This window comes from Paenibacillus sp. FSL W8-0186, from assembly GCF_037969765.1.
GTDB lineage: Bacteria > Bacillota > Bacilli > Paenibacillales > Paenibacillaceae > Fontibacillus > Fontibacillus woosongensis.
In genome coordinates this window covers 347,283-370,903 of record NZ_CP150207.1, presented here as the reverse complement: position 1 = coordinate 370,903, position 23,621 = coordinate 347,283, and the positions used below count along the sequence as shown (strand labels likewise).

The following is a 23,621-nucleotide window of genomic DNA, read 5'->3' as shown; positions in this document are numbered from 1 at the left end:
GCCGCATAGCAAATTATTCGGATATAGGCAAAAAAACACCCCGCAAGGCGAGGTGTTCGAGTGTTTAGCGAGCCCGGAAGCTGCTATGCAATTCCATGTATTCGTAAGGAGAGACTCCGGCATATTTTTTGAACAGCTTGATAAAATAGCTTGGATTGGCGTAGCCCACCTGCTCTGCGACGTCGAAAATCCGCATATGCTGATGCTTGAGGATGTTCTTTGCCTGTTCCATGCGAACCTGCATCACGTATTCATTGAAGTTCAGGCCGGTCTCCTTCTTGAATAATTCACTGAAATACGTGCGGCTCAGATGAACATGTGTGGAAACTTCCTTCAGCGTAATTTCCCCGGCATAATTCAGGCGAATGTACTCGCACGCCCTTTCTACCGGCTCCGCGTACCGCGGGCGAGACGCCTCCAGCCAATCCATCAGCTCGCGAACCGCTCCGGTTGCCCAGGCGGCAAGCTGATGATAGCTCTCCTGCTGCACGATCTGTCCCGTGATCTCCGCCGATAACGCTTCAAGCCTGTCCCCCGGCAGCTGCAGGCTGCGGGCCCAATTGATCGCCGAGTAGATCAGCTCCAATACAATCGCTTTCATTTGTTTAGGGGAGAGCAACCTGTCCTCTCCCGCCTTTGTCAGCACATGGCCGAATTGCTGCAGCGCTTCTTGCGGCTTTCCTTCCCCCAATAAGCGGTGAAAGGAATCCATATGCGGCTTAAGCGAGGGAGTCCGCACATCCGAATGCAGGCTCATCATGTCCGAGTCCTGAAAGTACGCGACGCTCTTGTCGCCGTAGAATCTTTTTCGATCGAGCGCTTCCAGTGCCTCGCGCGCCTGCTCGGGAAGATAGGAGAGGCTGCTGTAGGTCATGCTGATGCCTATCGCCGACTCGACGCCAAGGAATCGCCTTGCATTCTCCGCCACCCGGCTCGCCGTCAGCAGAAGCAGCTCCCGCTGCGATTTCATGCCTGATGCCGAAGCGTTCACAAGCAGCATGTAAACCTCATTCATGTATAAAAAAGAACAGCCCCCGCCCGTCTCGGTCAACAGAGTTTCGTTGATAATATTAATCATGGCCTGCTGAAGCAGCTCGGGATCGCTGATCCTCTTATTCTTCACCGATCCGGGAATAATGCCGAAAGCCATCAGCGCGAGATTCTTCTCCTGCAGGGCAATGCCAAAGTAAGACATCTTGGACGCAAATTGCTGAGCGGCTTGTGCGCTGCCCTGAAGCAGCTCCCCAAAATAGGCTGTCCGCAGCACCTGCTCGTTCTGATTCAACACATGGCGCAAGGAATTCAGCTCAAGCGCCTTGCTTCGTTCCATTTCAATATCCCTTTTGATTTTCTGCAAAATGTCCTCAAGTCCAGGCAGGGTGATCTCGGCTTTGAGAATATATTCATTGGCCCCCAGCTTCAGAGCTTCGGCTGCAAAATGAAATTCGCTATAGGAGCTGAAAATCACCGAACGCACGCCCGGCTGCTCCTCCTTCAGCCGCTTGATTAGCTCCAGCCCGTCCATTCCCGGCATTTTCACATCGGTAACGACGAGATCCACCTGGTGCTGGCGGCAAAATGCCAGAGCTTCCTCCCCGCTGGCTGCCTCCCCAATGATCCGGCAGTCCCCGCCGAGCTTGTCCACCGTCATCCGAAACCACTCGCGGATAATCCGCTCGTCATCGACAATGAGAATATTCATAGCTGCTGTATGTCCTCCCGTTTGTAAAATGCCGGAATGCGCAGTGTGACCTTTGTTCCGGCATTTACCGCCGATTCCAGGGTCACCCCGTATTGCCGTCCGAAATGGAGCTGAATGCGCTCATGTACGTTCAACAATCCTCCGCCATGCGACAGGGCTGTCTGACCGATGGCCCCCTCCTCGGGCAAAGGCGGCACAGCACTTTGCTCCATCCCTACACCGTCGTCGATCACTTCAAAGAGGATGTCCCTGTCCTGAAGATACCCTTTGATTACGATCGTCCCTTGGCCTCTTTTCGGCTCAAGGCCATGAAAAATCGCATTTTCCACCAGAGGCTGCAAAATCAATTTAATCGTCCGGTAGGCCAGAATGTCTTCCTTAATCTCGTATCGCACCTCTAGCATATCACCCTGGCGGATTTGCTGAATATAGAGATAGTTCTTCAGAATATCCAGCTCCTCTTCGACAGGGATCCATTCATCTTCCTTGGAGATGGACTGCTTCAGCAGCCGAACGAGAGCCACGATAACGGAATCGACCGTCTCCTGCTTGTGCTTGTACAGCATGAACCGAATCGAGGCCAGCGTGTTGTACAGGAAATGCGGATTAATCTGGGATTGCAGCGTCTGAATTTCGGCTCGACGCTTATTTTGCTGCTCCCGCTTCACATCCTCCATCGAGGCTTTGAGCTTCTCCACCATCTGGTTGAACTTCTGGGTCAACAGACCGATTTCATCCTCGCTGTACACGGGCGACCGGACCGTCAGATCCCCCGCCTCGACGCGGCCGAAATCTTTAGACAAGCGCTTGATCGGGATCGCCAGGCGGCGGGCCATATAATAGGAAGCCGCGAATGAGAGCAGAACAACGATGGCAAACACGACGATAACTACCGTCTGAATTTTGTTAATGTTAGCAAGCACCGTTCGAGTTGGCGTATAGGAGACCAGCTTCCAGCCGGTTTTGCCTATGGTTTGGAACGCGATGAGCTGATCTGTGCCCATTTCGTGGTCCACAAAAAAACCGGATTCATATTGATCGATTTTCTCGTAATAGGCGCGAGTCTTGAGATCTTCGTTTGCGAGATCCGGGTTATTCGATGAAATGATTTTACCTTCATTTACGATGATGATCTCCTGATTCTCGTCCAAGGAACCCGCGTACAAATTTTTCAAGGAGGATTCATCGATACGGATAATGACCAGTCCGATCGGTGCCCAGCTCTCGAACCGATTGCTCGACCGCACCGCATAGACCGAACGATCGTCATGTCCCTTTGTTGCCAGACCCGGGATTGGCTCCGTGATCCACAGAATTTGTCCCTTGGCCTCCGTCGCCGTGTGGTACCAATCCTGCTGCTCCATGATTTGAATGCTCGGTTTGGTATCCAGCGGGTTCGTCGATAGCGTAAGGCCATTCAACCCTAGCAGGGTAATGTCGGGCTTCAAATTGGCGAAGGAATAAATCGAGCTCGTCAGCAGCCGGTCAAACTCGGAGCGGATTTGAACCTCTTCATAGCTGTTCGGGGAAATCGGCGCCGTAAAGCCATAGTTGACCTCTCTATTTAAATAAAACGTATTGGATAACGAGATGACGTCGTCCAGCAGCATGTCCGCTTTTTCGGAAATCTGCCCTAATATCCTTAAATTCAATTGGCTGACCTGCGATTCGATCGATTGCTTGGAGACCTGAAACGAGATGATCCCGAATAACCCCAGCGGAATAATAATCAGACACAGGGTCGAGAGCAGAAACTTATTCTGTATGCTGCTGTTGCGAATAAACCATTTCCGGAACATGCCCGCTCACATCCTCATGCTTAGAAACCTCCCGCTTTGCGGGGGAGATCATCAGGCCAAATTATTTTATCTATTATAGCTAGGATGGAATTCGTCTGTCCATGATTGTTGATGTACGGCATATTTTCAATTTGCAGAAAACCGTGTACATTAGTCGTGAGAGAGTTCCCTTACGGAGAGCGGAATGCTAATCCTTCAAGAAACCAGACTAAATTGACAATCGTTGGTAAAGTTATATAATATCTAAACTTAGTTTAATAAATGTTGTGAAAGGGGCAAATAGATGTCCACGTTTAATTTGAAATATGATCAAGGGCGAGTGAGGAAATACCATTACTTTATGTTATTGAGTTTAATACAGAAACATAAACAAATCTCAAGAACGCAATTAGCCAACTTAACCAAGATGAGCCATACAAGTATTGGCAAAATCATTAAAGAATTAATCAATGATGGACTAGTCATCGAGGTAGGGCAAATCGAAGGGGAGGTTGGAAGACGAGCGACTCTGTTAGAAATCAACTCCAATGGCTCCTACATCGTTGGGGTAGAAGTAGATTGGAATGCGATCAAAATTGGGATTGTCGCTTTAAACGGCAAAGTATTAGATAAAAAGTACTTGGAATTTGATGCTAAACAAGAAGCAGAAACTGTACTTGATCGAATTGCGGATGGCATCTCTGCATTAATAGAACAGATTGATCATGAGATTGCAGAGAAAATTATTGCGGTTGGGATCAGTATCCCCGGCCTGATTACCTGGCCAGACGGTGAAGCTCTGATTGTTCCTCAGTTTCACTGGGAAAAGGTTCAAATCAAAGCCTACTTGGAAAAAAAGATCGATTATATTGTGTATGTTGATAACCATGTTCGCACCGTACTATTGGCCGAAAGTTTATTTGGAAATATGACTGAATTTCATGACTCTGTCTGCATTTATATCGGAAGCGGAGTAGGCGGCGCTGTCATGATGAACGGTGAAATTTTACGCGGTCATCTCAATACGCTTGGAGAAATTGGACATATAACGATGGAACCAAATGGAGCGATGTGTGATTGCGGAAGATTGGGTTGTTTGCAGACCTATGTGTGTTCCTCTGAAATCGAAAAGCAATCGCAAAGACCGATTCAAGAGATTTTTTCCGCTTATGAAAGGAAGGAAAGCTGGGCTGTCACCCTGATTGACCGAGCTCGTCATTACCTGTGCCTAGCAATTGCCAATGTGATTTGTATGTATAATCCTAAAGGGGTTTTGCTGGCCGGCCCAATGGTTCAAGAATACCCCATACTAGTTAAGGATATTGAAGCAATCACAAGTAAATATGTCTGGTCCCCGCTGAATCAATCTTTTCACCTCATCCATCCCAGCATTGGCAAAGATAGTGGGGTAATTGGAGCAAGCGCTCTAGTGTTAAATGAATTTCTACGATTTACAAATGATGATATATAGATTATACGATCCGTCCCTTTGGATAAAACATCCAGTTATTTAATGTTCAAGTCATGGTTGTATATTAAATAACTGGGTGTTATAATGCAATTAATAAACTTAGTTTAATAAAGTAATTGAATTTAGTATTAAAGTCCTCCGAATCCATGTGTATTCGGTTTTATTATCCCCAATAATTAAACTAAGTTTAATATGTATGGAACAAAATACTTTATAAAGGAGAAATATCATGAGAATTATTCAAGTCAGAGATTATAAAGAATTATCCAAAGCCGCATTTGATGTCATTGCTGAAACTTTAAAGCAAAACGAAAACGCTAGCATTAACACGACAACGGGTGCAAGCTACGACGGCACATTTGAATTACTGGTTGAAGCCATCAATGCTGGTGAGCTTAATATTGCGAATTCCATTTTTACGAATCTAGATGAATACGTTGCCGAAAGAGACAAGCCTTTTACAGTATATACGTATATGCATAAAAAGTTTTATGACTTGATTAAAGTACATCCGAAATACATTGGTCTTATGGATGGAAGTGTCGAGGATGTAGAAGCGGAACTCAACCGTTATCGAAAGGTTCTCGACAAATATCCACGTGATTTGCAAATTGTCGGACTTGGAACGAATGCACATTTGGCTGCAAATGAACCAGGCATACCATTTAACTCTCGTTTATTTTTAGCAGACAGTGATCAATCTACAATTGACAGCACCATGGGCTACCATAACTTGACTGCTGAAGAGGCGCCGACGCAGATGCTGACGATGGGATTAGCCGATATTATGGAGGCAAAACATATTCTCGTGGCTTCATCTGGAGAGAGAAAGGCTGCAGCCGTGAAAGCTGCGCTGGAAGGGCCAATTCATGAGGACTGTCCTGCATCTATTCTGAGAACGCATCCAAATGTAACATTTATTATGGATGACGCAGCAGCTTCTTTATTGGATAAAAAATATTAATCATTTATAGCAATCTAGCAAGACATGAAAGCATCAGTGCCTAAAAGCAGGCCAGCTTTAGGCACTGGCTCATTAAATATAGATAGAATAAGGGTGACCTCAATGGGAGAAACCATTATAGGAATAGATATCGGAGGGACAACGGTCAAAATTGGCTTCCTGAACATGCAAGGAGATATCATTCACAAATGGGAAATAGATACAAATAGAGAGAAACAAGGATTATATATTGTTGATGAAATCTGGAATTCAGTTACTCGTAAAATATCTGAATTTCAAATGACAAATATTTTAGGTATAGGTGTCGGCGCACCAGGGTTTGTGGATAAAACAACGGGTCTTGTTTATGAGGCTGTAAACATTGGTTGGAAAGACTTTGAACTCGGAAAAGAATTAGAACAACGGTCTGGATTGCCCGTATATGTCGAAAACGATGTCAATTTAGTGGCCTTAGCCGAGAATTGGATAGGGGCTGGCAACAACGCGAAAGATCTTATTGCCATTACACTTGGAACAGGCGTAGGCAGTGGAGTTATCGCAAATGGCGAGATTTTAAATGGAATGAATGGTACAGCGGGAGAAATTGGTCATATTATTGCAGATCCAGAAGGATATCCTTGCAATTGTGGCCGTGCAGGCTGCTTAGATACGATTGCATCGGCCACCGGAATTGTAAAGCAAGCGATGGATAAAATTGCTGAACATCCTGAAAGCGGATTAGCGGCTCTGTATCGTACGAATGGAAAAATAGATGCTAAGGATGTTTTTGATTTAGCCGGCAAGGGCGACAGGATCAGCGAGGATGTGATTCAACGGACGGCTGATCTTCTGGGATTATTAATTGCTAATGCGGCTACGATGATTAATCCTTCTAAAATTATTATCGGTGGAGGCGTATCAAAGGCTGGAGAACAGCTGCTTCAACCCGTAAGGCGGGCTTTTCAAAAATATTCTCTGCCTAGAATCAGCCAAAATTGTCACATCGAAATTGCCAAACTAGGTAATGATGCCGGCATAATTGGGGCAGCCTACTTAGTTAAACAAGAAACACAAGAAACTTTACATGGGTAGGGGATTATTGTTTTCTCGATTTAAAGAAAGCGCTTAAACATTTAACTTATCGGAGATTTTATACAACAGCGGGAGTGTGAAGACCCATGGCTATGGAGCCGGTGTTACAAACTACGGGATATCAGCAATCTACTCAAAAGCTAAGCTTGAAAGAAAAAATCAGCTACGGTTATGGCGATATTGCTTCAAATTTTGTGTGGGGAATGGTCAATAGTTATCTCTTGTTCTTTTATACGGATGTGTTCGGAATTACGGCGGCGGCTGTCGGAACTTTATTTCTTATTACACGTATTTTTGATGCGCTGAATGACCCGATCATGGGAGTTCTTGTGGATAAAACAAATAGCAAGCACGGGAAGACGCGCCCGTACTTGTTATACGTTGCTATTCCGTTTGGGATCTTAAGTGTGATTACCTTTATCACTCCCGATTTTTCCGATACAGGTAAGTTAGTTTACGCTTATATTACGTATGGAATTTTGGGCATTGTTTATACAGCGATTAATATTCCTTATGGAGCCCTGATGCCGATGATGTCGAGGGATTCGAAGGAAAAGGGCGAATTAAACAGTTACCGGGCCATCGGCCGTTCGATTGGAGCCATTTTGGTGGCCTCGCTAACGCTGCCTCTGGTCAATTATCTTGGCGGCGGAAACCAGCAGTTGGGCTTTCCAATTGTTATGGCGATTTATTCCGTTATCGGAGTCATTTTATTCTGGCTTACCTTTAAGTATTGTAAAGAGCGCGTACAACCGCTGAAAGAAACGAAAACGGATACGAATGTAAAACGCTCTATTGGTCAAATGTTCAAAAATAAATATTGGGTGCTTACCTCATTAAACTCATTTCTATGGTTTGTAAGGCTAGGAATTATGAATGGTGTTCTCATCTATTATGTGAATTATGTATTGGAACAGCCTAATATGGTGCCTTATTACCTCACTTTATTAAACGTGGCTAATTTAGCTGGCGGTTTCTTCGCTCTTTCGATTTTAAGAAAATTCAGCAGCCGTAATTCAAGCATGCTGTTCTATGCGATTGCCGTAGTGCTGCTTGCTTCACTTTACTTTGTAGATGGTCAATCTGTCGTGTTGTTTTCTATTATTTTCTTTATTGCCAATGTCCTCATAGGATACGGAGATCCTGCGAATCTGACCATGCTTGGGGACACCATTGATTATCAGGAATATAAGTTTGGTGAACGTCCAGAAGGATTACTCGTATCCAGTTATAGTTTTTCTACAAAGTTCGGTGTAGCACTTGGTTCTTCTTTGCTAGCGTACGCTCTCGGATGGGCTGGATATAATCCGGCGGCAATCACAGACCAGGTGAAGAATATGATCCTCCTATTAATGTTAGGATTGCCGATTATCATCACCATTCTTCAAGTCGTCGTATTATTTTTCTATAAACTTGATAACGAACATGCTAATATTGTTAACGCTTTAAAACAAAAATAAGGGGGACATCAAAATGAAGGTTGTTGTAGGCTGCCTCTATCACGAAACAAACACATTTAATCCGATCCTGACAGACATTCATGATTTTGTACTAGCAGAAGGCGAAGATGCCGCTAGCCGCCTTGCTGGTACAGAAGTATTTAGGGAAAATGGAATTGAAGTCATCCCAAGTATTTACGCAACAGCATTATCATCGGGCATTGTAAAAAAAGAGGCCTACCGGTACTTTGCAGATAAATTGATTTCCTCATTGAAGCAGCACCCAGATATCGATGGAATTTGGCTACATCTGCACGGAGCGATGGTTGTAGAGGAAGTGGGTTCAGGTGAACTAGCACTCGTCAAAGAAATTCGTGAATGTGTCGGGCCGGATGTTCCAATCTCTCTAACCATGGATATTCACGGTAATATCGCACTAGACTATTATAAATACATCAACATTGTAAAGGCGTATCGAACCGTACCGCATGTTGACCAGCTTGAAGTCGAGAAAGAGACCGCTCAGCTATTAGTTGATTGTCTAAAAAATAATACGAAGATTAAACCCGCGTTTACTCGATTGCCGATGATTATTCCTGGTGAAAAAGCACTTGGGAAAAGCGAGCCGCTTCGTTCGATTTTTGAAAAATTATATGAGGTTGAGAAAATAAAAGGAATTTCAACGGCATCATTCTTTATTTGTCATGCATGGAGTGATTCGGAGAACACAGCCTCGTCCATCTTCGTCATTCCTGAATCGGAGGAATATGAAGAACTAGCTGAGAAGGTGAAGGATGAATTAGCCCATTATGTGTTCAGCAGACGCCATGAATTTGATTTTGATGCGGTTGTACTTGACCCAGAAGAATCTGTAGATAGAGCGTTGAATGAACAACTGAAACCCGTCTTTATCTCTGACTCTGGAGATAATACAACAGCAGGCGCAATTGGGATGAACACCCTGCTGCTGGATTTATTTAAAAATAAGGATTTAGGCCGCAAGAAGGTGTTAATTTCCGCTATTCATGATCCCATGGCCTACGAAAAACTGAAATCCTGCAGCATAGGAGAAGCTGTTACAGTTGAAGTGGGAACAAAAATAGATGAAAATAGCCAGCCCGTCTTGTTGGAGGGAACACTAACATCGAAAGGCGACCTTCTAGGGTACTTAAATGCAACAAGTGATAAAGTAGGAGATGTGTGCACAGTTTCTGTTGGCAGCTTGGACGTTGTAGTCGCCAATCGCGGGGAATCGTTTATTACGTTAAACCACTTTACCCGTGCTGGACTAAATTGGGAGGATTATGACATTATCGTAGTCAAACAGGGATACTTATTTAATGAGTTAAGTGCTGTTTCTAAGCTGGACATTCTCTCCATGACACCTGGTGCCACCTATCAGCGTATAGAGAATATCGATTATCGTCATGTTCCAAGACCCTTATTTCCTCTGGATACAGAATGATCTATATATGATCTAAAAAAACGAGGCAGTTCCCAAATGTGAGGGGAACTGTCTCTACTGAATTTAAACAGCTTTAGTATTTTGCTAGATTGGACTAAAGCTGTGTAATCATTCATCAACAAATTTCCGAACCACATTCCGACCAAATATTGTTGAGGTTGTAAATGGCTTTACACAAGCTATTTTATAGATTCATTTTCTATACTCTTAACTTCTACCACTTTTTGTTCAATCCACTTCATAACCATATCTGCCTCCTCTAGAGCAATCACTCCCCTCTCGCTTTTATATTTATAAGTTTCGTAAGCCCACAGTAATATAATTTTCACAAATTCAACTGTCTCTAATTTACAGATCGGTTCAATTTCATCCTTTTCCTCATCATAAAATGGATCTTCAATTATTGTATAGTCTTTATAAGATATAACGCTGGATGCATTTCCTCCATGTCTATATTCGGGTATATTTCCCCCAATTTGATATATAGGTATCTGTGTTATTGGTTGAATGATGGGTTCATTCGACACTGGGTGGGGTCCAACAACAGGCGATGAACTAAAGAATTTGTTCATCACAATTCAGGATCAAGTATATATCTTTTTTTTAATTTGTTTTGTTCATCAAACACATAGATGGTTTCACAATTAGGACAACGCCATACACTGTTTCTTGGGTTAGGTAAATCTATAATATCCGTAATATTCAGTTGTAATTTCATCCCATTCACGATCCGTATAAGCCCAAATAGTTACATCATCGGGTGCTTGGCTATTTGAAAGTACATATCCACATTTGCATTGAAAAGACGCCATTATTCCATCCCCTTTTATTTATTTTTAATAACAGATCCGTCATTTATCCAAATCTCTACATTTCCTTTCCCTCCTGTCTTTCTATTGATTATTTCTATAATCTGTTTTGCATCTTCAACTGTGTATCCAATTTTCCTACCGTCTATTACAACATTCTCTCCCTGTCTATTGATTGCCTCTATAGCTTTTTTAGATGTGGTATTCATATTTTTACTATTAGCTGTCTTTGCTTCAATAATCATTCCATCTACATTAAAGTCAGCACCTGGAATTAGGTTTCCATCCACTCCCTTAACATCAGCTAACTTGTCTACATTCTTACCTTCTTGGAGCCATTTATCAGCAATCGCAAATTCATCAGCGTTCTTAAACTCTTTTACACCTGATATATTTCCTGTCCATTTTTCAGGACTAATAACTCCATCACGTGCTCTTTGCATCAAAGTATTTTTTTAAAATTCACTCAAATGATCAAAAGACTTAATTATTTCCTTCTGTCTTTGAGTAATGCTTGCTGTCTCAACAGGATCCATCTTCCCGCTACTTGATCCCGAATCAGGCTTAGACTTAGAGAACTGTGGCTCCGTCTTCGGCATGTCCATATCCCGGACAGGGACTGTAAGGCCATCGGGTGTAGTCAAAGAGGCTTGCGGCCGCGTTTGCGCCGCTTCCTTCACATTCTTCACAAGTTCCTTTACGGTCTTGCCGGAGAATTTGGCTCCCGCTCTGGCGGCGCCTTCTACTACTGTCAAGGCGAAGAAGGCTTCTTAGATTCTACTCCATATTCAAACTCTTTCTTGTATAAGTTAAAATAAAACAGGCCAATCATGGTAGGCTTAACCATAATTGACCTGTTCAATACATATTAATCTTGATTGATATCTCTCGGATTTTTGTAGCACCATTCATCATCCTTGATCACGTAAGTGCCTAGTTCCGTAAATACTTGAACCTAGCCGTTCTCATCTATACAATCTTCAGCAGATTTAATGTCATCTGCTAAATCTATATTAGGATATTTATTTTCTAATCTCTTCAAACAGTCGATGAATGCTCTACTATTTACTTTGTAAGAAATATCTTCGAACACCTCACTTAACCAATAAATTTCTTCTTCAGTACAACTATCTAAAAATTCAATAGTTTGGTCAATATCTCTACTTAATAGCTCAGTAAATGCAGTCCAGTAGTCATATAATTTAGGATTATTCAACTCCAACTCCGAGCGTTCTTTCAAAAGGTCTTTAACGTGACTAACATTCAACAATTAATCACTCCCCATGGTACTGGTACAAAGTAGTCTACCCTACCCAATAAAAATCACTATCCCATCCCGATGAGTAAAAACCTTGGGCACTTCGGTCTCAATCAATGCGATTCTTTCAATTACTTTCCTTTTATCTTCCTCAGGTAATTTCTTCTTCGCCCACTCTTTTATTTCTAATAGTTCTTCTAAAACAAATGGAAAATCTTCTTTAACTAAATCAATACCAACGTGAAATACCCTCGTCCATTTTAGTCCTAACTCTTCGATTGCTGGCTCCCAGCATTTATTAAAGAAAGACTCAGCAGCTACAGGAATAAAAAATTTCTCTTCAAACTCATCTTGTGCATCTAAAACCATGGCACTAATAGACATCACTTTTTCCCTCCAAACAATGGATCAAACATGTTGTTTTGACCAATATTTGTTTATCCGTAAATTGTTGAGGTGCTTGAGCTAGAAGTCCAGTAATAGGATTGATGATGACATCAAACCCCTTTGCTGTTTTATCCTCATTTTAAATTATTTAAGATACGTAAAATTAACCATTTAAGTTTTTCTTCATTCATGTTTCTCATACCATAGCTTTTAACAAATTTCTGAACCACATTCCAATTATCCAGTTGAAGAATCTGCTCTAATTCGAATCTGATCTGTTGTCTATATTTCTGATTTTCAGATGAATTGAATTCATTTATTAGTCTATCCAATTCATCATAGTTGGCACTAACATTAAAATAACATTCAAGAAAATACTTAAACGTTTCAAAGTTCAATTCACCGTTCATGCTATCCCTCCCTATCACATCATTTAATGATTGGAAATAACAGCATCTTTTATACGTTTTGAACTTCAAGTCAACTATCTATTAAAATCCGTTAGTTTCACCATAAATAGTTCAATCATTTGTTCTATTTTTTTATTTGATAAATTTCTTCTACCATGTAAATAAACAAAGTCTTTTATCTCTTCCCAATTTCTAAGTTCGCTGATTTCCTTAATTTCTTGAACCAGACCATCTACATGTAATGATGACTCGCGCTCTTCATATTCCTCAATTAACTTACCTAAATCAGTATAATCCATACTCCAATTAAAATAACTTTCAATAAAATACTTTAAGTTTTCATATTTTTCTTGTTCATTAGTCAATATACTCTTCTCCTTATTCGAAAACTGGATATCCTGTAATAATTCTATAACCTGCAGGCATTGAAGGATCTTTAACCAAGTACAGCTGAGAGGTCGTTAAATTATCGGTCACTTGCTTCGAAGCAGAATTCCCCCCATTTTTAACATCTACGCCTCTCCCAACCGAATATTCATGCTTAACTTTAGTAATCAAATAGCCTCTTGAATTCGGGTTATTTAACCAATTGGAAATTTGCTCTGCATTTTTTCTGATGTTTTCTTGTGTTGCTTTTAATGCAGTACTCTTATTGTAAAAGGTAGTTGAAGGTACTCCTTCTTGAGCAGCACGCTTGAGTAAATCTTCATTGGTCTTACTTACATGTTTATCAAGTAAGTGGCCACCCTTAGACTCCATATCGTCTAGTAAATCGTTACTAACACTATTCCTTATAGTAGAAGCACTAGATTTACCGGCCCCCTCAACAGAATCCATCTTCCCGCCGCCCGATCCTGAATCAGGCTTGGACTTAGAGAACTGCGGCTCCGTCTTCGGCATGTCCATATCCCGGACAGGGATTGTAAAGCCATCGGGTGTAGTTAAAGAGGTTTGCGGCCGCGTTTGCGCCGCTTCCTTCACGGTCTTCACAAGTTCCTTCACGGTCTTGCCGGAGAATTTGGCTCCCGCTCTGGCGGCGCCTTCTACTACTGTCAAGGCGAAGAAGGCCTTCGTCACGGCTCGTCCGTATTTTACGCTCTCCTCATAGGTGGCTTTACCGGAAAGAACCTTCGGCTGCAGCTCGATGATATCCTGGAAAGGAACCACGAATTCCTCTGCCGCGGCGTCGCCGAGCAGCTTCCTCATATCATGGATCGTCAGCTCGCCGGTCGCTATCGCTTCCCCTATAGCGTAATATCCCGGCACGGTATCTGTCCAGAATCCCAGGGTTGCCGGATTGGAATTGACGGCGAACTCGGCCAGGTCCTTCACGTCTTCAAACAATTGACTGACGATGCCATCCCCTACGCCTACGATCGTTACGGCCGCCGTTAATCCGCCCGTGTTCAGGTTCGGATTGTTGCGCATGCCCGAGCTACTTTCCGCCCAAGCTAAGTCCAGCAGCTCCTTCGTGATCTTCCCGTCTACCTCGAACAGCTCCCAGCCGAACCACTCGCGCCGAACCGCCGCCATGGTGCTCACCGTGTTCGCGATATGTTGGTAGCCCGCTACGGCGATCAGGAATTCCTGATTATATTCGCCCGTAACCTCGCCTTGGTAGATGTTCATGTCCTTCAAATACTGCTGCATGTTGCGGATATCCTCCGCAGGAACCGCCTGATTGTATTCATCAAACAGCGCCTGCATTTCCCTGCGCCGCTCCGCCGCTTGACGCACCGCGGCCGCAATCGCGTCATAGTGAAGTCTCGCCCATTCCCGGTAGAGGGGATTAATCATACCGGCTGCGATCATCAAGCGCAGCTCGCTCTCTTTGGGCATCGCGGACAGATCCTGCTTCAGCGGGTTATATTCGCAGGCATCCAGCGGGGAGCCTTTATAGAACACGGCCAAGCTGACCCCGGACTTATACCATTCCTCAGCGACGCCGAGCTTCGCCAGCTGCTCCCTTTGCTGCTGGGCGGACCGGTGTGCGTATCCCATGTACAGCTCATTATCGTAGATGGCGTATATTTTATAGGCCGCTTGGTTGCGGGCAATTTCTTTGAAGCTAGAGGCAATGGCTTCGAGCTCCTCCCGCGCCCACGCCTGCTCCTTCGCCGTCCCGGTGTCCAAAATTTGCAGCAGAGAGGCGATCCGCTCGTCCTCCTTTACCGGGTCCAGACGCTGTACCAAAGAGGCGTCCTGAAGCTCCAGCAAGCTGCCCTTAATCCATTGCAGCAGCGATGGCCTTGACTCCGCAGACGAAGCCTCGCCTGGATCAGCGACATTCTGTCTCCCTTTCTCTAAGAAGCGCTGAAACCAGCTCTGAATCGTCCCCTTGAGGGTAAACGTCGCTGATTTTTTCACGCTGGTCGCCTTTGTTGAATTTTTCTCTACCTTTATGTATTCATTCTCCGCATAACGTAAGGCCTGAACCTTCTTCCTCATCTGCTCGTCAATCCGCTCGGCCAGCTTGCCGATTTCCCGCAGCAAGCCGCTGGCTTCACGCGCCGCGGAACGCACGTAGTGCTCGGACGGATCGGAATAGGCCGCCTCCACATCGCTTATTAGTCGGTTTAATTCCCTGGACATTCCCGTGATTCCGTTCTCCATCGTGCGCTCCAAACGCTCCAGGTCGCGTGCCAAGCCCCCGACTCGGCCAGGATCCACTTTATTCAAGCTTGTCCAACCTCATTTCAGGAAAATATTAGTGTCTGATATTTTACCAAAATGCCTACTTTTAAGGAATAAACCGGTATACCTATAAGGGACAGGATGGCAATAGGCTAATGAAATCTATATAAATCACTAATATGAAATAAATGGCAGAGGGGAGCCGCGAAAGGTGTCTTTAATCATAATCTGCCTATGAATTGCCTATGAACTGCCTATGAGCCCCCTATGAATATTTCCAACTCTAGGCCTTAAGAATTAGGCAATTCTACCAACCACAGACATGCCAAAGCCATGTTCAAGCCTCAGCAAAACTCCACCCCATGATCAACAGCAAGCCAGAATCAGCATCATTTCCTCGCAAGCTCCCGCACAAGTTTGATCCCTGACCTGATCCGGGGACGCCGCAGCTTCTTCCGTATGTAGCGATAGTCCACCATTTCTACTCGGGCATCCTGCATGGCATAAGCCAAGTCAGCATCAAACAGCAAACGAAACTCCCACACCCGCTTCTGCCAATCGGGAATATGCTCCATCATCCACGCATCCTCTCTCCCCGGGTGAAAATACATCTCGCTTACCCCGGACGGGAGCCTGTAGAGCTTGCCAATGATCGACTGCTTGAAGCTGTCGTACGTCTCCCCGGCCTGCAAGCCAAAGGGATGCGATAATAAATAGTCCGGAATCGGCACCCCCAGCGCATCCGCCAGCGCAGAGGCACGTGAGACAGGACGCTCAATGCCGGACAACGAACTTAGCAGCGGGTCATCAGGAACAATGCAGCGAAAGAACCGCGCCGGCACTTTCCACCGCGATGCCTTCCAGAACATGAGCGGCAGCAGACTGCGCCCCGTTGCTATGCCGTACAGGCTGCCCATGTGATTATCGATATGGCTGATCGTTATTCCGGCTTTCTGAACCCGCTCGTATTGGGCATCCAGTTCTTTGGCTACCGCTCTGGTTCGCGCCTTTTGCTCAAACTCCCTTACCGTCTTATGCATACGCCCGCTCTCATCCTGGAGCGAAATATCGCCGGTTAAGCTTCCCCAGGGCAGCGCCTCGAATTCGCTCGTCAATGTTAAGTGAAGGCCGATATTCGGCTGCCCCCGGCGCGCGCTCCAGGTTGCGGCTTCTGCAAAGCCGGGGGCTGCGACCATGATCGTCGCCGACGACACTTTGCCTTCCTCCAGCAGGTGCATGATCGCCTCATTCATAGCCGCGCTTTGTCCGAAATCGTCGCAGTTGATGATCAATTTTCTATTCATGGCTGCCACGGCTCCCTTCCGTATGATTTTCCCGAAAATCAAATTTTACCGTATAAGATATGATGACGGATATGAGCAGCAGGCATAGCGGTACGACGCTGATTAAGCATTGAAACGCCAGCGCCGGTTCAGGCCCCGGACGCTCTCCGCTCTCATACCCGAAAATAAGGCCCACCACGAAAAAAGCCAGCGCTGAGATCAGCCCGCTCGAACGCGTTATGAACCCGCTTACCGCGGTATAGATGCCTTCTCTCCTTAAGCCGGTTTTGGCGGCATCCTCATCAATGATCCGGCCTCCCACCAGTGCCGGGGTCACCAGGAAGCCTGCGAGCCCGAAGCCAAACACGATGCCCGCCAGCAGACCGCTGGCCAAATTATGGCCGAACCAAAGCGGGATGACGGATAAGCCGTACGCAATCAGCGACAGCCGCCAGGCTCTGACACCGTCCATGCTGCGAATGATCCAGTACCATAGGAACACCATCGGAATGACCGATACGAACACAGAAGCCAGCAGGATCGATACGGAAGCCTCTGGAATCCCTAGTACGTATTTGGCGTAGAAGGGAATGATCGAGCTGACCAGCCCGTTCACCGTTTGGGCAAAAGAATTGGCGATATTGAACACCCAGAACTTTGTATTCCGCAGCGTCTCCCGAAATGCGGCCAGCAGCCGCAGCGGCTCTCCTTCGCCCATTTCTCCCCGTTCCCGCACGCTCATCATGCAGAGGAGCATAAATACAGCGAATACGCCCGCATACAGAATAGCCATCTTGGAAAAGCCAACTGCTGTAAAAATAAGAGGCGTTAACGCCGTACCGACAAGCAGCGCCGCAACCTGGTAGCCCTGCTGAATTGCAGAGGCTTTGGCGCGGAGGCGGTCTCCGCGAAACAGCTCCGGGAACAGGGCCCCGTAGTTCACCCACAACACCGTAGCCACGGCCTCGAAGAGAACAAGCATAATAAGAAACCAGCTAAACAGCCCTCGCTCCGCGAGTCCATCTGGAGGGGAGAATAGGAGTACGAAGCACAGCATGAACAGAGGCATCGCCCCGAACACCCATGGCCTGCGGCGGCCGTAACGGGTATGCGTCCGGTCCGACCAGTACCCGAATAACGGATTATTGACGGCATCCCAGATAAGAAAAACCGTTCGCGCCAAAGTAGCCAGCCCAATGCCCAGCCCCAGCTTCTCCACATAGAAGTAGCTGTAAAACGAGCTGAAGGCCTGGCTCGGCACCATCATCGCGAACATCCCCAGCGCATAAGCATACGGAGAATTGATCCACTTTCCTTTGGCGCGCATGTCTCTCTCACACTCCCGCAGAGCAAATCGCCCCGTTAATTACACCTTGAGAAACCAATCAAGCGATCCTGAGGCAGGATCGCTTGATTGGTGAATGATTCCGTATGGAGTATGCTTCATATTTATGCGTGCCGTTTTATTTCCAGAACCGGACAATCCCATCAAATATCGTATAAAGGCACATGAGGGCTGGGCGGCTCCCCGTCATCCCGGGCCAATACCCGGTCAAGAATGATCTGTTCAAAATGGGCAAAGCCCGCATCCCGAGGGCGCGGCCGAGCCAGCGTAATTTGCAGGTCCAGCGCAATCTCCCCCTGCTCAATCAGAATGACCCGGTCCGCCAAAGCCACTGCCTCGCTCACATCATGCGTAACCATAACGGCCGTAAAGCCCCGCCGCTTCCATAAATGCTCAATCAGGCGCTGCATCTCGATACGTGTCAACGCGTCCAGCGCGCCAAGCGGTTCATCGAACAGCAGCAGGCGCGGATTCCCGACCAAGGCCCGGGCCAAAGCGACCCGCTGCCGCTGGCCCCCGGACAGGACGGACGGCCATTCCTCAGCCCGATCCGCCAGCCCGACCAGCTCAAGGGCTTCATAGGCTCGCCGCCGCGGATCGTTGGAACCCGAGCCGGTCAGACCCAGCTTCACGTTGTCCAGCACAGTATTCCAAGGCAGCAGCCGTGAATCCTGGAACATGAACCTCGTTGCAGGGTGAATGCCCTGAACCTCCTGCCCCTGCAGCCTCAAGGATCCGCCGCTCGCCTGATCGAGCCCCGATAGAAGGCGCAGCAGCGTGCTTTTGCCGCAGCCGCTCTGGCCGACGATGGCCACGAAGCTGCCGGGCTGCACCGACATTTGAATGTTCCGCAGCACCTGCTTGCTGCCGAATTGCTTGGACACCGCGTCCAGCTCAATCGATACGCCGTTAGTCGCAGTGTTATCCTGCGCAATTTGCTCCCGGTTCTCGTCCGCTTCGGCCTGCAGGGAGGGTTCCTTCGGCGGCGCATCGAGGTATGGCTCCCGAGGCGTATCCTTTCTTAGACGCTCTTGAATCGCGAGCCTTCTTTGGCGAAGTGCGGATGCCATCGCAGCCACCTCCTTTCAAACCCTTTGGCCATCAGATCTGATAATTTGCCAAGCAGTGCATACAGTAAAATACTAAGCACCACGACGTCCAGCTGGAAGAACTCCCGCGCATTCATTGCCATATATCCGATGCCGGAATTGGCCGCGATCGTCTCGGCCACGATTAGCGTCAGCCACATGATGCCGAGAGCGAAACGGAAGCCCACCAGAATCGACGGCAGCGCGCCTGGCAGTATAACGCGCCGGTACAACTCCCAATGGCGCAGCCCGTACACCTGTCCCATTTCAATCAGGCTTGGATCGACCGAGCGGATGCCATGCAGCGTATTAATATAAATCGGGAAAAATACGCCCAGCGCGACAAGAAAAATTCTACCCTCTTCCCCGATGCCAAACCAGGCGATCACGAGCGGAATCATCGCCAGATGCGGTACGTTTCGGATCATTTGGATCGTGGAATCCGTCAGCTTCTCCGCCAGCGGGATGACTCCATTCAATAATCCCAATACGAAACCCAGCAAGCCGCCGATGATAAAGCCGATCAGCGCCCTCCACGTGCTGATGCCGATTGCCGCCGCCAATTCCCCGTTCGTCGTGAGCTTCCAGCCGGCCTGGAACACCTCCACCGGCGACGGCAGCGTGCGTTCGGGCATCAGCCCCGTGCTGCCGAGCACCTGCCAGACGATCAGAATGAACAGGGGGATGTACCAAGGCAGGGCCTGTAAATGCCAGTTCTTCTTTCCCATTCGTATCGACTCCTCTTAATGTGCCGATGCCTTCGGCGTTGGCCGCACATTGTTTGCTATAAGCTCGCCAAACGGACTGATGGATGACGGCCCCGCCGCCTCGCTTCTTTGCTGCAGCGGCAGCAGCGGGAACAGCAGCTCCGCCACGCGGTAGGCCTCCTCCAAATGCGGATAACCCGAGAATATGAACGTCTCGATCCCGAGATCCGCATATTCCTGCATCCGCTCAGCGACGATGTCCGGACTGCCGACCAGCGCCGTGCCTGCGCCGCCGCGGACAAGGCCAATCCCTGCCCATAGATTCGGGCTGATCTCCAGCTGCTCCTTGCTGCCGCCATGCAGCGTGGACATCCGCTTCTGCCCGACCGAATCGAAACGGGCAAAAATTTTCTGCGCCGCGGCGATCGTCTCCTCATCTAGATGCTTGATGAGATCATGGGCCGCAGCCCAGGCCTCGTCCTCCGTCTCGCGAACGATGACATGGAGGCGGATGCCGAACCGGATCGTGCGTCCCCGGGCTTCAGCCAGCCTGCGCATCTCGGCGATCTTCTTCGCTACTTCGGCCGGCGGCTCGCCCCAGGTCAAGTAGACGTCGACATGATCCGCAGCCACCTGCTGCGCCGCCTCCGACGAGCCGCCGAACCAGAGTGGCGGATAAGGCTGCTGAATGCCGGGATATAGAATATGCCCGCCTTCGACCCGCAGATGCTTCCCTTCATAATCAACGGTCTCCCCAGAGAGCTCCCGGCGCCAAATATCGAGAAATTCACTCGTCAGCTCATAACGCGCGGAATGATCCAGGAACAAGCCGTCCCCGGCCAGCTCCACGGGATCGCCTCCGGCCACGACGTTCAGCAGCAGCCTGCCGTCCGAAATACGATCCAATGTCGCGGCCATCCGCGCCGCAAGCGTCGGCGAGGTTAGCCCCGGCCGGAGCGCGACGAGGAACTTCAGACGCTGCGTAACAGGCACTAACGAAGAAGCGACTACCCACGGATCCTCGCAGGAGCTGCCCGTTGGAATCAATACACCCTCATAGCCGAGCCGGTCGGCCGCGACGGCAATCTGCTGCATATAATGAAGATCCACCGCACGCGCGCCTTGACTGGTACCTAAATAACGCCCATCTCCATGGGTCGGTATGAACCAAAAAACTTTCATCACTCTTCTCCTCCCTAATCCGTGTCTGTGCACATGTTATTTTAAAACCGCGTCATGGATGTCCAGCTTATCCGGGATCAATCCCAGCTCATAGAAGGTATCAGCAATCGACTGCTGGGCCTGGATCAGCTCCTCGTCGATCCGCTGAATGCCGTAGGCTCTGCGGCCTGCGGCCAGCTCCAGAGATTCGACATCAATTCCGAGCTGGGGCGACAGCTTTTCCGCAAGCTCTCGCGGATGGTCTTTGGACCAAGCGTCGATCTTATCCGCCTCTTCCAGCAGAATCTCTACGAGATCCGGATACTTCTCGGCAAATTCACGGGTGGCCAGGTAGAATTCATGATTGGAGACAACGCCCTCCCCATTGGCAATCACCCTGCCCCCCGTGGCGGTCTCCGCAGCGGCGAGGAATGGATCCCAGATGACCCAGGCATCCACGCTCCCTTTCTCGAATGCGGCGCGCGCATCGGCGGGCGGCAGGTATTTTACATCCACATCCTTATAAGCCACGCCGTTCTTCTCCAGCTGCTCCACCAGCAGATAATGAACATTGGAGCCCTTGTTGAGCACAACGGTTTTCCCTCTCAGCTCGGCAACGGATTGAAGCGGCGAATCCTTCGGCACGATAATCCCCTCGCTTCGGGGACTGGCCGGCTCATGGGCCAGATAGACGAGCTTGGCACCCGCAGCCTGAGCGAAAATCGGCGGCGCCTCTCCCGTATGCCCAACGTCGATGCTCCCTACGTTTAGCGCCTCAAGCAATTGCGGCCCACCCGGGAACTCCGTCCATTCGATTTTAATGTTGCGTTCTTCCTCCAGGCGGCGATCCAGCGCTCCGTCCGCTTTCAGAATATTGATCGTCCCGTATTTCTGATATCCGATGCGGATCGTAATATCCCTCGTCTCGGACGGCGCATCCGCTGTCGCTGCTTCTGATGAGGGCGTGGCTGCTGCTCCCCCCGAGGCCGAGCGGCCCTCCGCCTGGCCTCCGCTGCCGTTTGCACTGCAGGCGGACAATGCCACCGCCAGCAGCAAAGCCGAAGCCGCCGCGATAACTCCCTGTGCTGCCCGTTTGGACTTTCTCTTTTCCATATCAAGCTCCCCCTTCTCTTCCTTTCACCAATCCTCAAAAAGTCCCTAAGAAAACACAAAGGTCCCCCTGATCGAAAGGCATAATACATGCCACTGTTCGATAAGAGAGACCCTCCGGCGGTCCGGTGAAGTCGTTTTAATTCTGTTAATTCACATCAATTAACTTGGATTATTTTGTATAATATCATCAGGGTAGAATGGTGTCAAGAATTTTTACCGGATGACCGGTCCCTATGATGCAAACTGTTTTTAATATTATCCCCCTTTAAAAGCACGGGATTGATACCTGACCCATTCTTCAATCTCACTCTTTAAAAAGATATGAGTGCCGTTGGGAAGCTTCATGTAAGGCATAAATGAGTACGTATCATAAATCCCCCCACTGTATTGCTTCCTTTTCGCTGTATCTAAGCTAATTAAATGAGTGACCTCTTGAGCTGTAATTCCTAAGTATTGGGCCAGTCCGCTTTCCGTTAAAATAGTTTTATTACTAAGGACAGTTTGATTTGTACTCCCATCAGCATTCGCAGCCTCTCTAATTTCAGAACCATCCTCCTGGCTCTGAAATATAATGTAACATCCTCCAAGAAAAGCAATAGAAAGAATTATGCTGCAGAGAATATTGCTGTATTTGTCCATCAGACACACCCCTCACATTAAAATTAAATTTCAACCTATTCCCAAGTTTAAGTGATTAAGGAAAATAAATCATGATTCGATTTCATTTCATACTCCCGCACCACCTATGCGCAAATCCCATATTATACCTCTAAGGTGTGTGATTATAAATAAGTGAGGGATATCTTCCTATGATCTATACCGCTCTTGGCGATTCGATTACATTCGGGGAGAATGCCTCCTCTTTCGCAAAAGCCTATCCCCGAGTCGCCGCATCCCTAGTAAATGCTTCAGGCTCCCATAAGGTGATTGGATATGTTCTAGCACGCCCTGGGTGGAACACCTTGGATCTGCTGGATGCCGCGGTATGGCAGGGCTCCTCTGTGATCAGCCGATCAAATGTCGTATCCGTCTGGATTGGAGGCGTGGACTTGGCAAATGCAGCGCTGTCCGCCCTTGCCAGCAAACAAGTCTTAGACGCACAACGAATCGTAGCTCGTTATAAACAAAATTTGCACGCGATTCTGACTCAGATTAAAAATACCAGCCATGCTCGAATTCTCTGCTGTACGCAATATAATCCTTTTCCGAGCAGCCCGCTGGCCGCCAAAGCGATCAGCGGCTTGAATCAAACAACGAAAGAAGTCGCGCGAAGCTACAATGCGAAAGTCATCCCCACCCATCTTTGGTTCGAAGGCAAGCAAAGCCAACTGATATATGGCTATCGCAAAGGCAAGATTGAAGATGCCTTGAGCGGCTTCCTGCCCATCCATCCCAATGACCGGGGCCATCATGTGATTGCGAAGGGCTTGGCGCCTTATCTTGGGGCGGGGAAGTAATACGCCTAATGCCGACAATAAAATAGGGCACCAACCTAATTTTGGTTGGTGCCCTATTTAGATACAGCTAATGCAACAA

At 47.6% G+C, this 23,621-nt stretch carries 23 protein-coding genes; 6 read left to right on the top strand and 17 right to left on the bottom strand.

What is annotated here, in order from left to right; translation table 11 throughout:
* Positions 1 to 64 precede the first annotated feature (64 nt).
* Together MKX50_RS01665 and MKX50_RS01660 are read right to left on the bottom strand one after the other, a co-directional pair.
* Positions 65 to 1,702 carry a response regulator gene (locus MKX50_RS01665; RefSeq protein ID WP_339158242.1) on the bottom strand — a complete coding sequence of 546 codons (1,638 nt, stop codon included), beginning with the start codon at positions 1,700 to 1,702 and terminating at the stop codon, positions 65 to 67.
* A complete protein-coding gene (locus tag MKX50_RS01660) occupies positions 1,699 to 3,501 on the bottom strand; it encodes a sensor histidine kinase (protein ID WP_339158241.1) in 1,803 nt (600 codons plus the stop codon). Before MKX50_RS01660 ends, MKX50_RS01665 begins: the two co-directional genes overlap by 4 nt.
* A gap of 283 nt (positions 3,502 to 3,784) precedes the next feature.
* Between MKX50_RS01660 and MKX50_RS01655 the strand changes: the two genes are divergently transcribed.
* From MKX50_RS01655 to MKX50_RS01635, 5 genes are all read left to right on the top strand, one after another.
* A complete protein-coding gene (locus MKX50_RS01655) occupies positions 3,785 to 4,951 on the top strand; it encodes an ROK family transcriptional regulator (RefSeq protein WP_339158240.1) in 1,167 nt (388 codons plus the stop codon).
* Positions 4,952 to 5,180: 229 nt separating this feature from the next.
* Positions 5,181 to 5,915, top strand: coding sequence for a glucosamine-6-phosphate deaminase (locus tag MKX50_RS01650; RefSeq protein WP_339158239.1), 735 nt, complete (start codon positions 5,181 to 5,183; stop codon positions 5,913 to 5,915).
* 102 nt (positions 5,916 to 6,017) lie between these two features.
* Positions 6,018 to 6,986, top strand: a complete 969-nt coding sequence (locus MKX50_RS01645) for an ROK family glucokinase (protein WP_213590772.1) — start codon at positions 6,018 to 6,020, stop codon at positions 6,984 to 6,986.
* An 86-nt stretch (positions 6,987 to 7,072) separates the two neighbouring features.
* On the top strand, positions 7,073 to 8,446 hold the full coding sequence (locus MKX50_RS01640) for an MFS transporter (protein ID WP_213590771.1): 1,374 nt from the start codon (positions 7,073 to 7,075) through the stop codon (positions 8,444 to 8,446).
* 13 nt (positions 8,447 to 8,459) lie between these two features.
* Positions 8,460 to 9,890 (top strand): M81 family metallopeptidase, encoded by a 1,431-nt coding sequence (locus MKX50_RS01635; protein ID WP_339158238.1) that lies wholly within the window; start codon positions 8,460 to 8,462, stop codon positions 9,888 to 9,890.
* 179 nt (positions 9,891 to 10,069) lie between these two features.
* Here the strand turns inward: MKX50_RS01635 and MKX50_RS01630 are convergent, their stop codons facing one another.
* The 15 genes from MKX50_RS01630 to MKX50_RS01560 form a co-directional block, all read right to left on the bottom strand.
* Positions 10,070 to 10,462 (bottom strand): hypothetical protein, encoded by a 393-nt coding sequence (locus MKX50_RS01630; protein ID WP_339158237.1) that lies wholly within the window; start codon positions 10,460 to 10,462, stop codon positions 10,070 to 10,072.
* A gap of 254 nt (positions 10,463 to 10,716) precedes the next feature.
* A complete protein-coding gene (locus tag MKX50_RS01625) occupies positions 10,717 to 11,142 on the bottom strand; it encodes a hypothetical protein (protein ID WP_213590769.1) in 426 nt (141 codons plus the stop codon).
* Between the two features lie 12 nt (positions 11,143 to 11,154).
* On the bottom strand, positions 11,155 to 11,454 hold the full coding sequence (locus tag MKX50_RS01620; protein ID WP_213590768.1) for a hypothetical protein: 300 nt from the start codon (positions 11,452 to 11,454) through the stop codon (positions 11,155 to 11,157).
* A 200-nt stretch (positions 11,455 to 11,654) separates the two neighbouring features.
* Positions 11,655 to 11,966 carry a hypothetical protein gene (locus MKX50_RS01615; protein ID WP_244996399.1) on the bottom strand — a complete coding sequence of 104 codons (312 nt, stop codon included), beginning with the start codon at positions 11,964 to 11,966 and terminating at the stop codon, positions 11,655 to 11,657.
* A 42-nt stretch (positions 11,967 to 12,008) separates the two neighbouring features.
* Positions 12,009 to 12,341: a hypothetical protein gene (locus MKX50_RS01610; protein WP_213590766.1), complete on the bottom strand. Its 333-nt coding sequence runs from the start codon at positions 12,339 to 12,341 to the stop codon at positions 12,009 to 12,011.
* A gap of 137 nt (positions 12,342 to 12,478) precedes the next feature.
* Positions 12,479 to 12,754: a contact-dependent growth inhibition system immunity protein gene (locus MKX50_RS01605; protein WP_213590765.1), complete on the bottom strand. Its 276-nt coding sequence runs from the start codon at positions 12,752 to 12,754 to the stop codon at positions 12,479 to 12,481.
* Positions 12,755 to 12,828: 74 nt separating this feature from the next.
* Positions 12,829 to 13,119 (bottom strand): hypothetical protein, encoded by a 291-nt coding sequence (locus MKX50_RS01600; RefSeq protein ID WP_339158236.1) that lies wholly within the window; start codon positions 13,117 to 13,119, stop codon positions 12,829 to 12,831.
* Positions 13,120 to 13,132: 13 nt separating this feature from the next.
* Positions 13,133 to 15,424 (bottom strand): RNase A-like domain-containing protein, encoded by a 2,292-nt coding sequence (locus MKX50_RS01595; RefSeq protein ID WP_339159975.1) that lies wholly within the window; start codon positions 15,422 to 15,424, stop codon positions 13,133 to 13,135.
* 353 nt (positions 15,425 to 15,777) lie between these two features.
* The gene (locus MKX50_RS01590; RefSeq protein ID WP_339158235.1) at positions 15,778 to 16,692 is read right to left on the bottom strand and encodes a polysaccharide deacetylase family protein; all 915 of its coding nucleotides are present in this window, start codon (positions 16,690 to 16,692) and stop codon (positions 15,778 to 15,780) included.
* A complete protein-coding gene (locus MKX50_RS01585; protein WP_339158233.1) occupies positions 16,685 to 17,998 on the bottom strand; it encodes an MFS transporter in 1,314 nt (437 codons plus the stop codon). Before MKX50_RS01585 ends, MKX50_RS01590 begins: the two co-directional genes overlap by 8 nt.
* Positions 17,999 to 18,159: 161 nt before the next feature.
* Positions 18,160 to 19,086: an ATP-binding cassette domain-containing protein gene (locus tag MKX50_RS01580; RefSeq protein WP_213590761.1), complete on the bottom strand. Its 927-nt coding sequence runs from the start codon at positions 19,084 to 19,086 to the stop codon at positions 18,160 to 18,162.
* Complete coding sequence (ssuC, locus tag MKX50_RS01575; RefSeq protein WP_155613438.1) at positions 19,038 to 19,832, bottom strand: aliphatic sulfonate ABC transporter permease SsuC; 795 nt, start codon at positions 19,830 to 19,832, stop codon at positions 19,038 to 19,040. The genes MKX50_RS01580 and ssuC overlap by 49 nt, the downstream gene beginning before the upstream one ends.
* Positions 19,833 to 19,847: 15 nt before the next feature.
* Positions 19,848 to 20,993 (bottom strand): FMNH2-dependent alkanesulfonate monooxygenase, encoded by a 1,146-nt coding sequence (gene ssuD / locus MKX50_RS01570; RefSeq protein ID WP_339158232.1) that lies wholly within the window; start codon positions 20,991 to 20,993, stop codon positions 19,848 to 19,850.
* 36 nt (positions 20,994 to 21,029) lie between these two features.
* Complete coding sequence (locus MKX50_RS01565) at positions 21,030 to 22,085, bottom strand: sulfonate ABC transporter substrate-binding protein (protein WP_339158230.1); 1,056 nt, start codon at positions 22,083 to 22,085, stop codon at positions 21,030 to 21,032.
* 255 nt (positions 22,086 to 22,340) lie between these two features.
* Positions 22,341 to 22,724, bottom strand: coding sequence for a hypothetical protein (locus MKX50_RS01560; RefSeq protein ID WP_339158229.1), 384 nt, complete (start codon positions 22,722 to 22,724; stop codon positions 22,341 to 22,343).
* Between the two features lie 170 nt (positions 22,725 to 22,894).
* Here MKX50_RS01560 and MKX50_RS01555 point away from each other — a divergent pair, with 170 nt between their 5' ends.
* Positions 22,895 to 23,542 (top strand): SGNH/GDSL hydrolase family protein, encoded by a 648-nt coding sequence (locus tag MKX50_RS01555; RefSeq protein WP_339158228.1) that lies wholly within the window; start codon positions 22,895 to 22,897, stop codon positions 23,540 to 23,542.
* Positions 23,543 to 23,621: the final 79 nt, after the last annotated feature.

Excerpts from the sequence above, each read along its gene's own strand:
- MKX50_RS01665 (WP_339158242.1), bottom strand. The coding sequence starts at position 1,702 with ATGAATATTCTCATTGTCGATGACGAGCGGATTATCCGCGAGTGGTTT.
- MKX50_RS01660 (WP_339158241.1), bottom strand. The coding sequence starts at position 3,501 with ATGTTCCGGAAATGGTTTATTCGCAACAGCAGCATACAGAATAAGTTT.
- MKX50_RS01655 (WP_339158240.1), top strand. The coding sequence starts at position 3,785 with ATGTCCACGTTTAATTTGAAATATGATCAAGGGCGAGTGAGGAAATAC.
- MKX50_RS01650 (WP_339158239.1), top strand. The coding sequence starts at position 5,181 with ATGAGAATTATTCAAGTCAGAGATTATAAAGAATTATCCAAAGCCGCA.
- MKX50_RS01645 (WP_213590772.1), top strand. The coding sequence starts at position 6,018 with ATGGGAGAAACCATTATAGGAATAGATATCGGAGGGACAACGGTCAAA.
- MKX50_RS01640 (WP_213590771.1), top strand. The coding sequence starts at position 7,073 with ATGGCTATGGAGCCGGTGTTACAAACTACGGGATATCAGCAATCTACT.
- MKX50_RS01635 (WP_339158238.1), top strand. The coding sequence starts at position 8,460 with ATGAAGGTTGTTGTAGGCTGCCTCTATCACGAAACAAACACATTTAAT.
- MKX50_RS01630 (WP_339158237.1), bottom strand. The coding sequence starts at position 10,462 with ATGAACAAATTCTTTAGTTCATCGCCTGTTGTTGGACCCCACCCAGTG.
- MKX50_RS01625 (WP_213590769.1), bottom strand. The coding sequence starts at position 11,142 with ATGCAAAGAGCACGTGATGGAGTTATTAGTCCTGAAAAATGGACAGGA.
- MKX50_RS01610 (WP_213590766.1), bottom strand. The coding sequence starts at position 12,341 with ATGTCTATTAGTGCCATGGTTTTAGATGCACAAGATGAGTTTGAAGAG.
- MKX50_RS01605 (WP_213590765.1), bottom strand. The coding sequence starts at position 12,754 with ATGAACGGTGAATTGAACTTTGAAACGTTTAAGTATTTTCTTGAATGT.
- MKX50_RS01590 (WP_339158235.1), bottom strand. The coding sequence starts at position 16,692 with ATGAATAGAAAATTGATCATCAACTGCGACGATTTCGGACAAAGCGCG.
- MKX50_RS01585 (WP_339158233.1), bottom strand. The coding sequence starts at position 17,998 with ATGCGCGCCAAAGGAAAGTGGATCAATTCTCCGTATGCTTATGCGCTG.
- MKX50_RS01580 (WP_213590761.1), bottom strand. The coding sequence starts at position 19,086 with ATGGCATCCGCACTTCGCCAAAGAAGGCTCGCGATTCAAGAGCGTCTA.
- ssuC (WP_155613438.1), bottom strand. The coding sequence starts at position 19,832 with ATGGGAAAGAAGAACTGGCATTTACAGGCCCTGCCTTGGTACATCCCC.
- ssuD (WP_339158232.1), bottom strand. The coding sequence starts at position 20,993 with ATGAAAGTTTTTTGGTTCATACCGACCCATGGAGATGGGCGTTATTTA.
- MKX50_RS01565 (WP_339158230.1), bottom strand. The coding sequence starts at position 22,085 with ATGGAAAAGAGAAAGTCCAAACGGGCAGCACAGGGAGTTATCGCGGCG.
- MKX50_RS01560 (WP_339158229.1), bottom strand. The coding sequence starts at position 22,724 with ATGGACAAATACAGCAATATTCTCTGCAGCATAATTCTTTCTATTGCT.
- MKX50_RS01555 (WP_339158228.1), top strand. The coding sequence starts at position 22,895 with ATGATCTATACCGCTCTTGGCGATTCGATTACATTCGGGGAGAATGCC.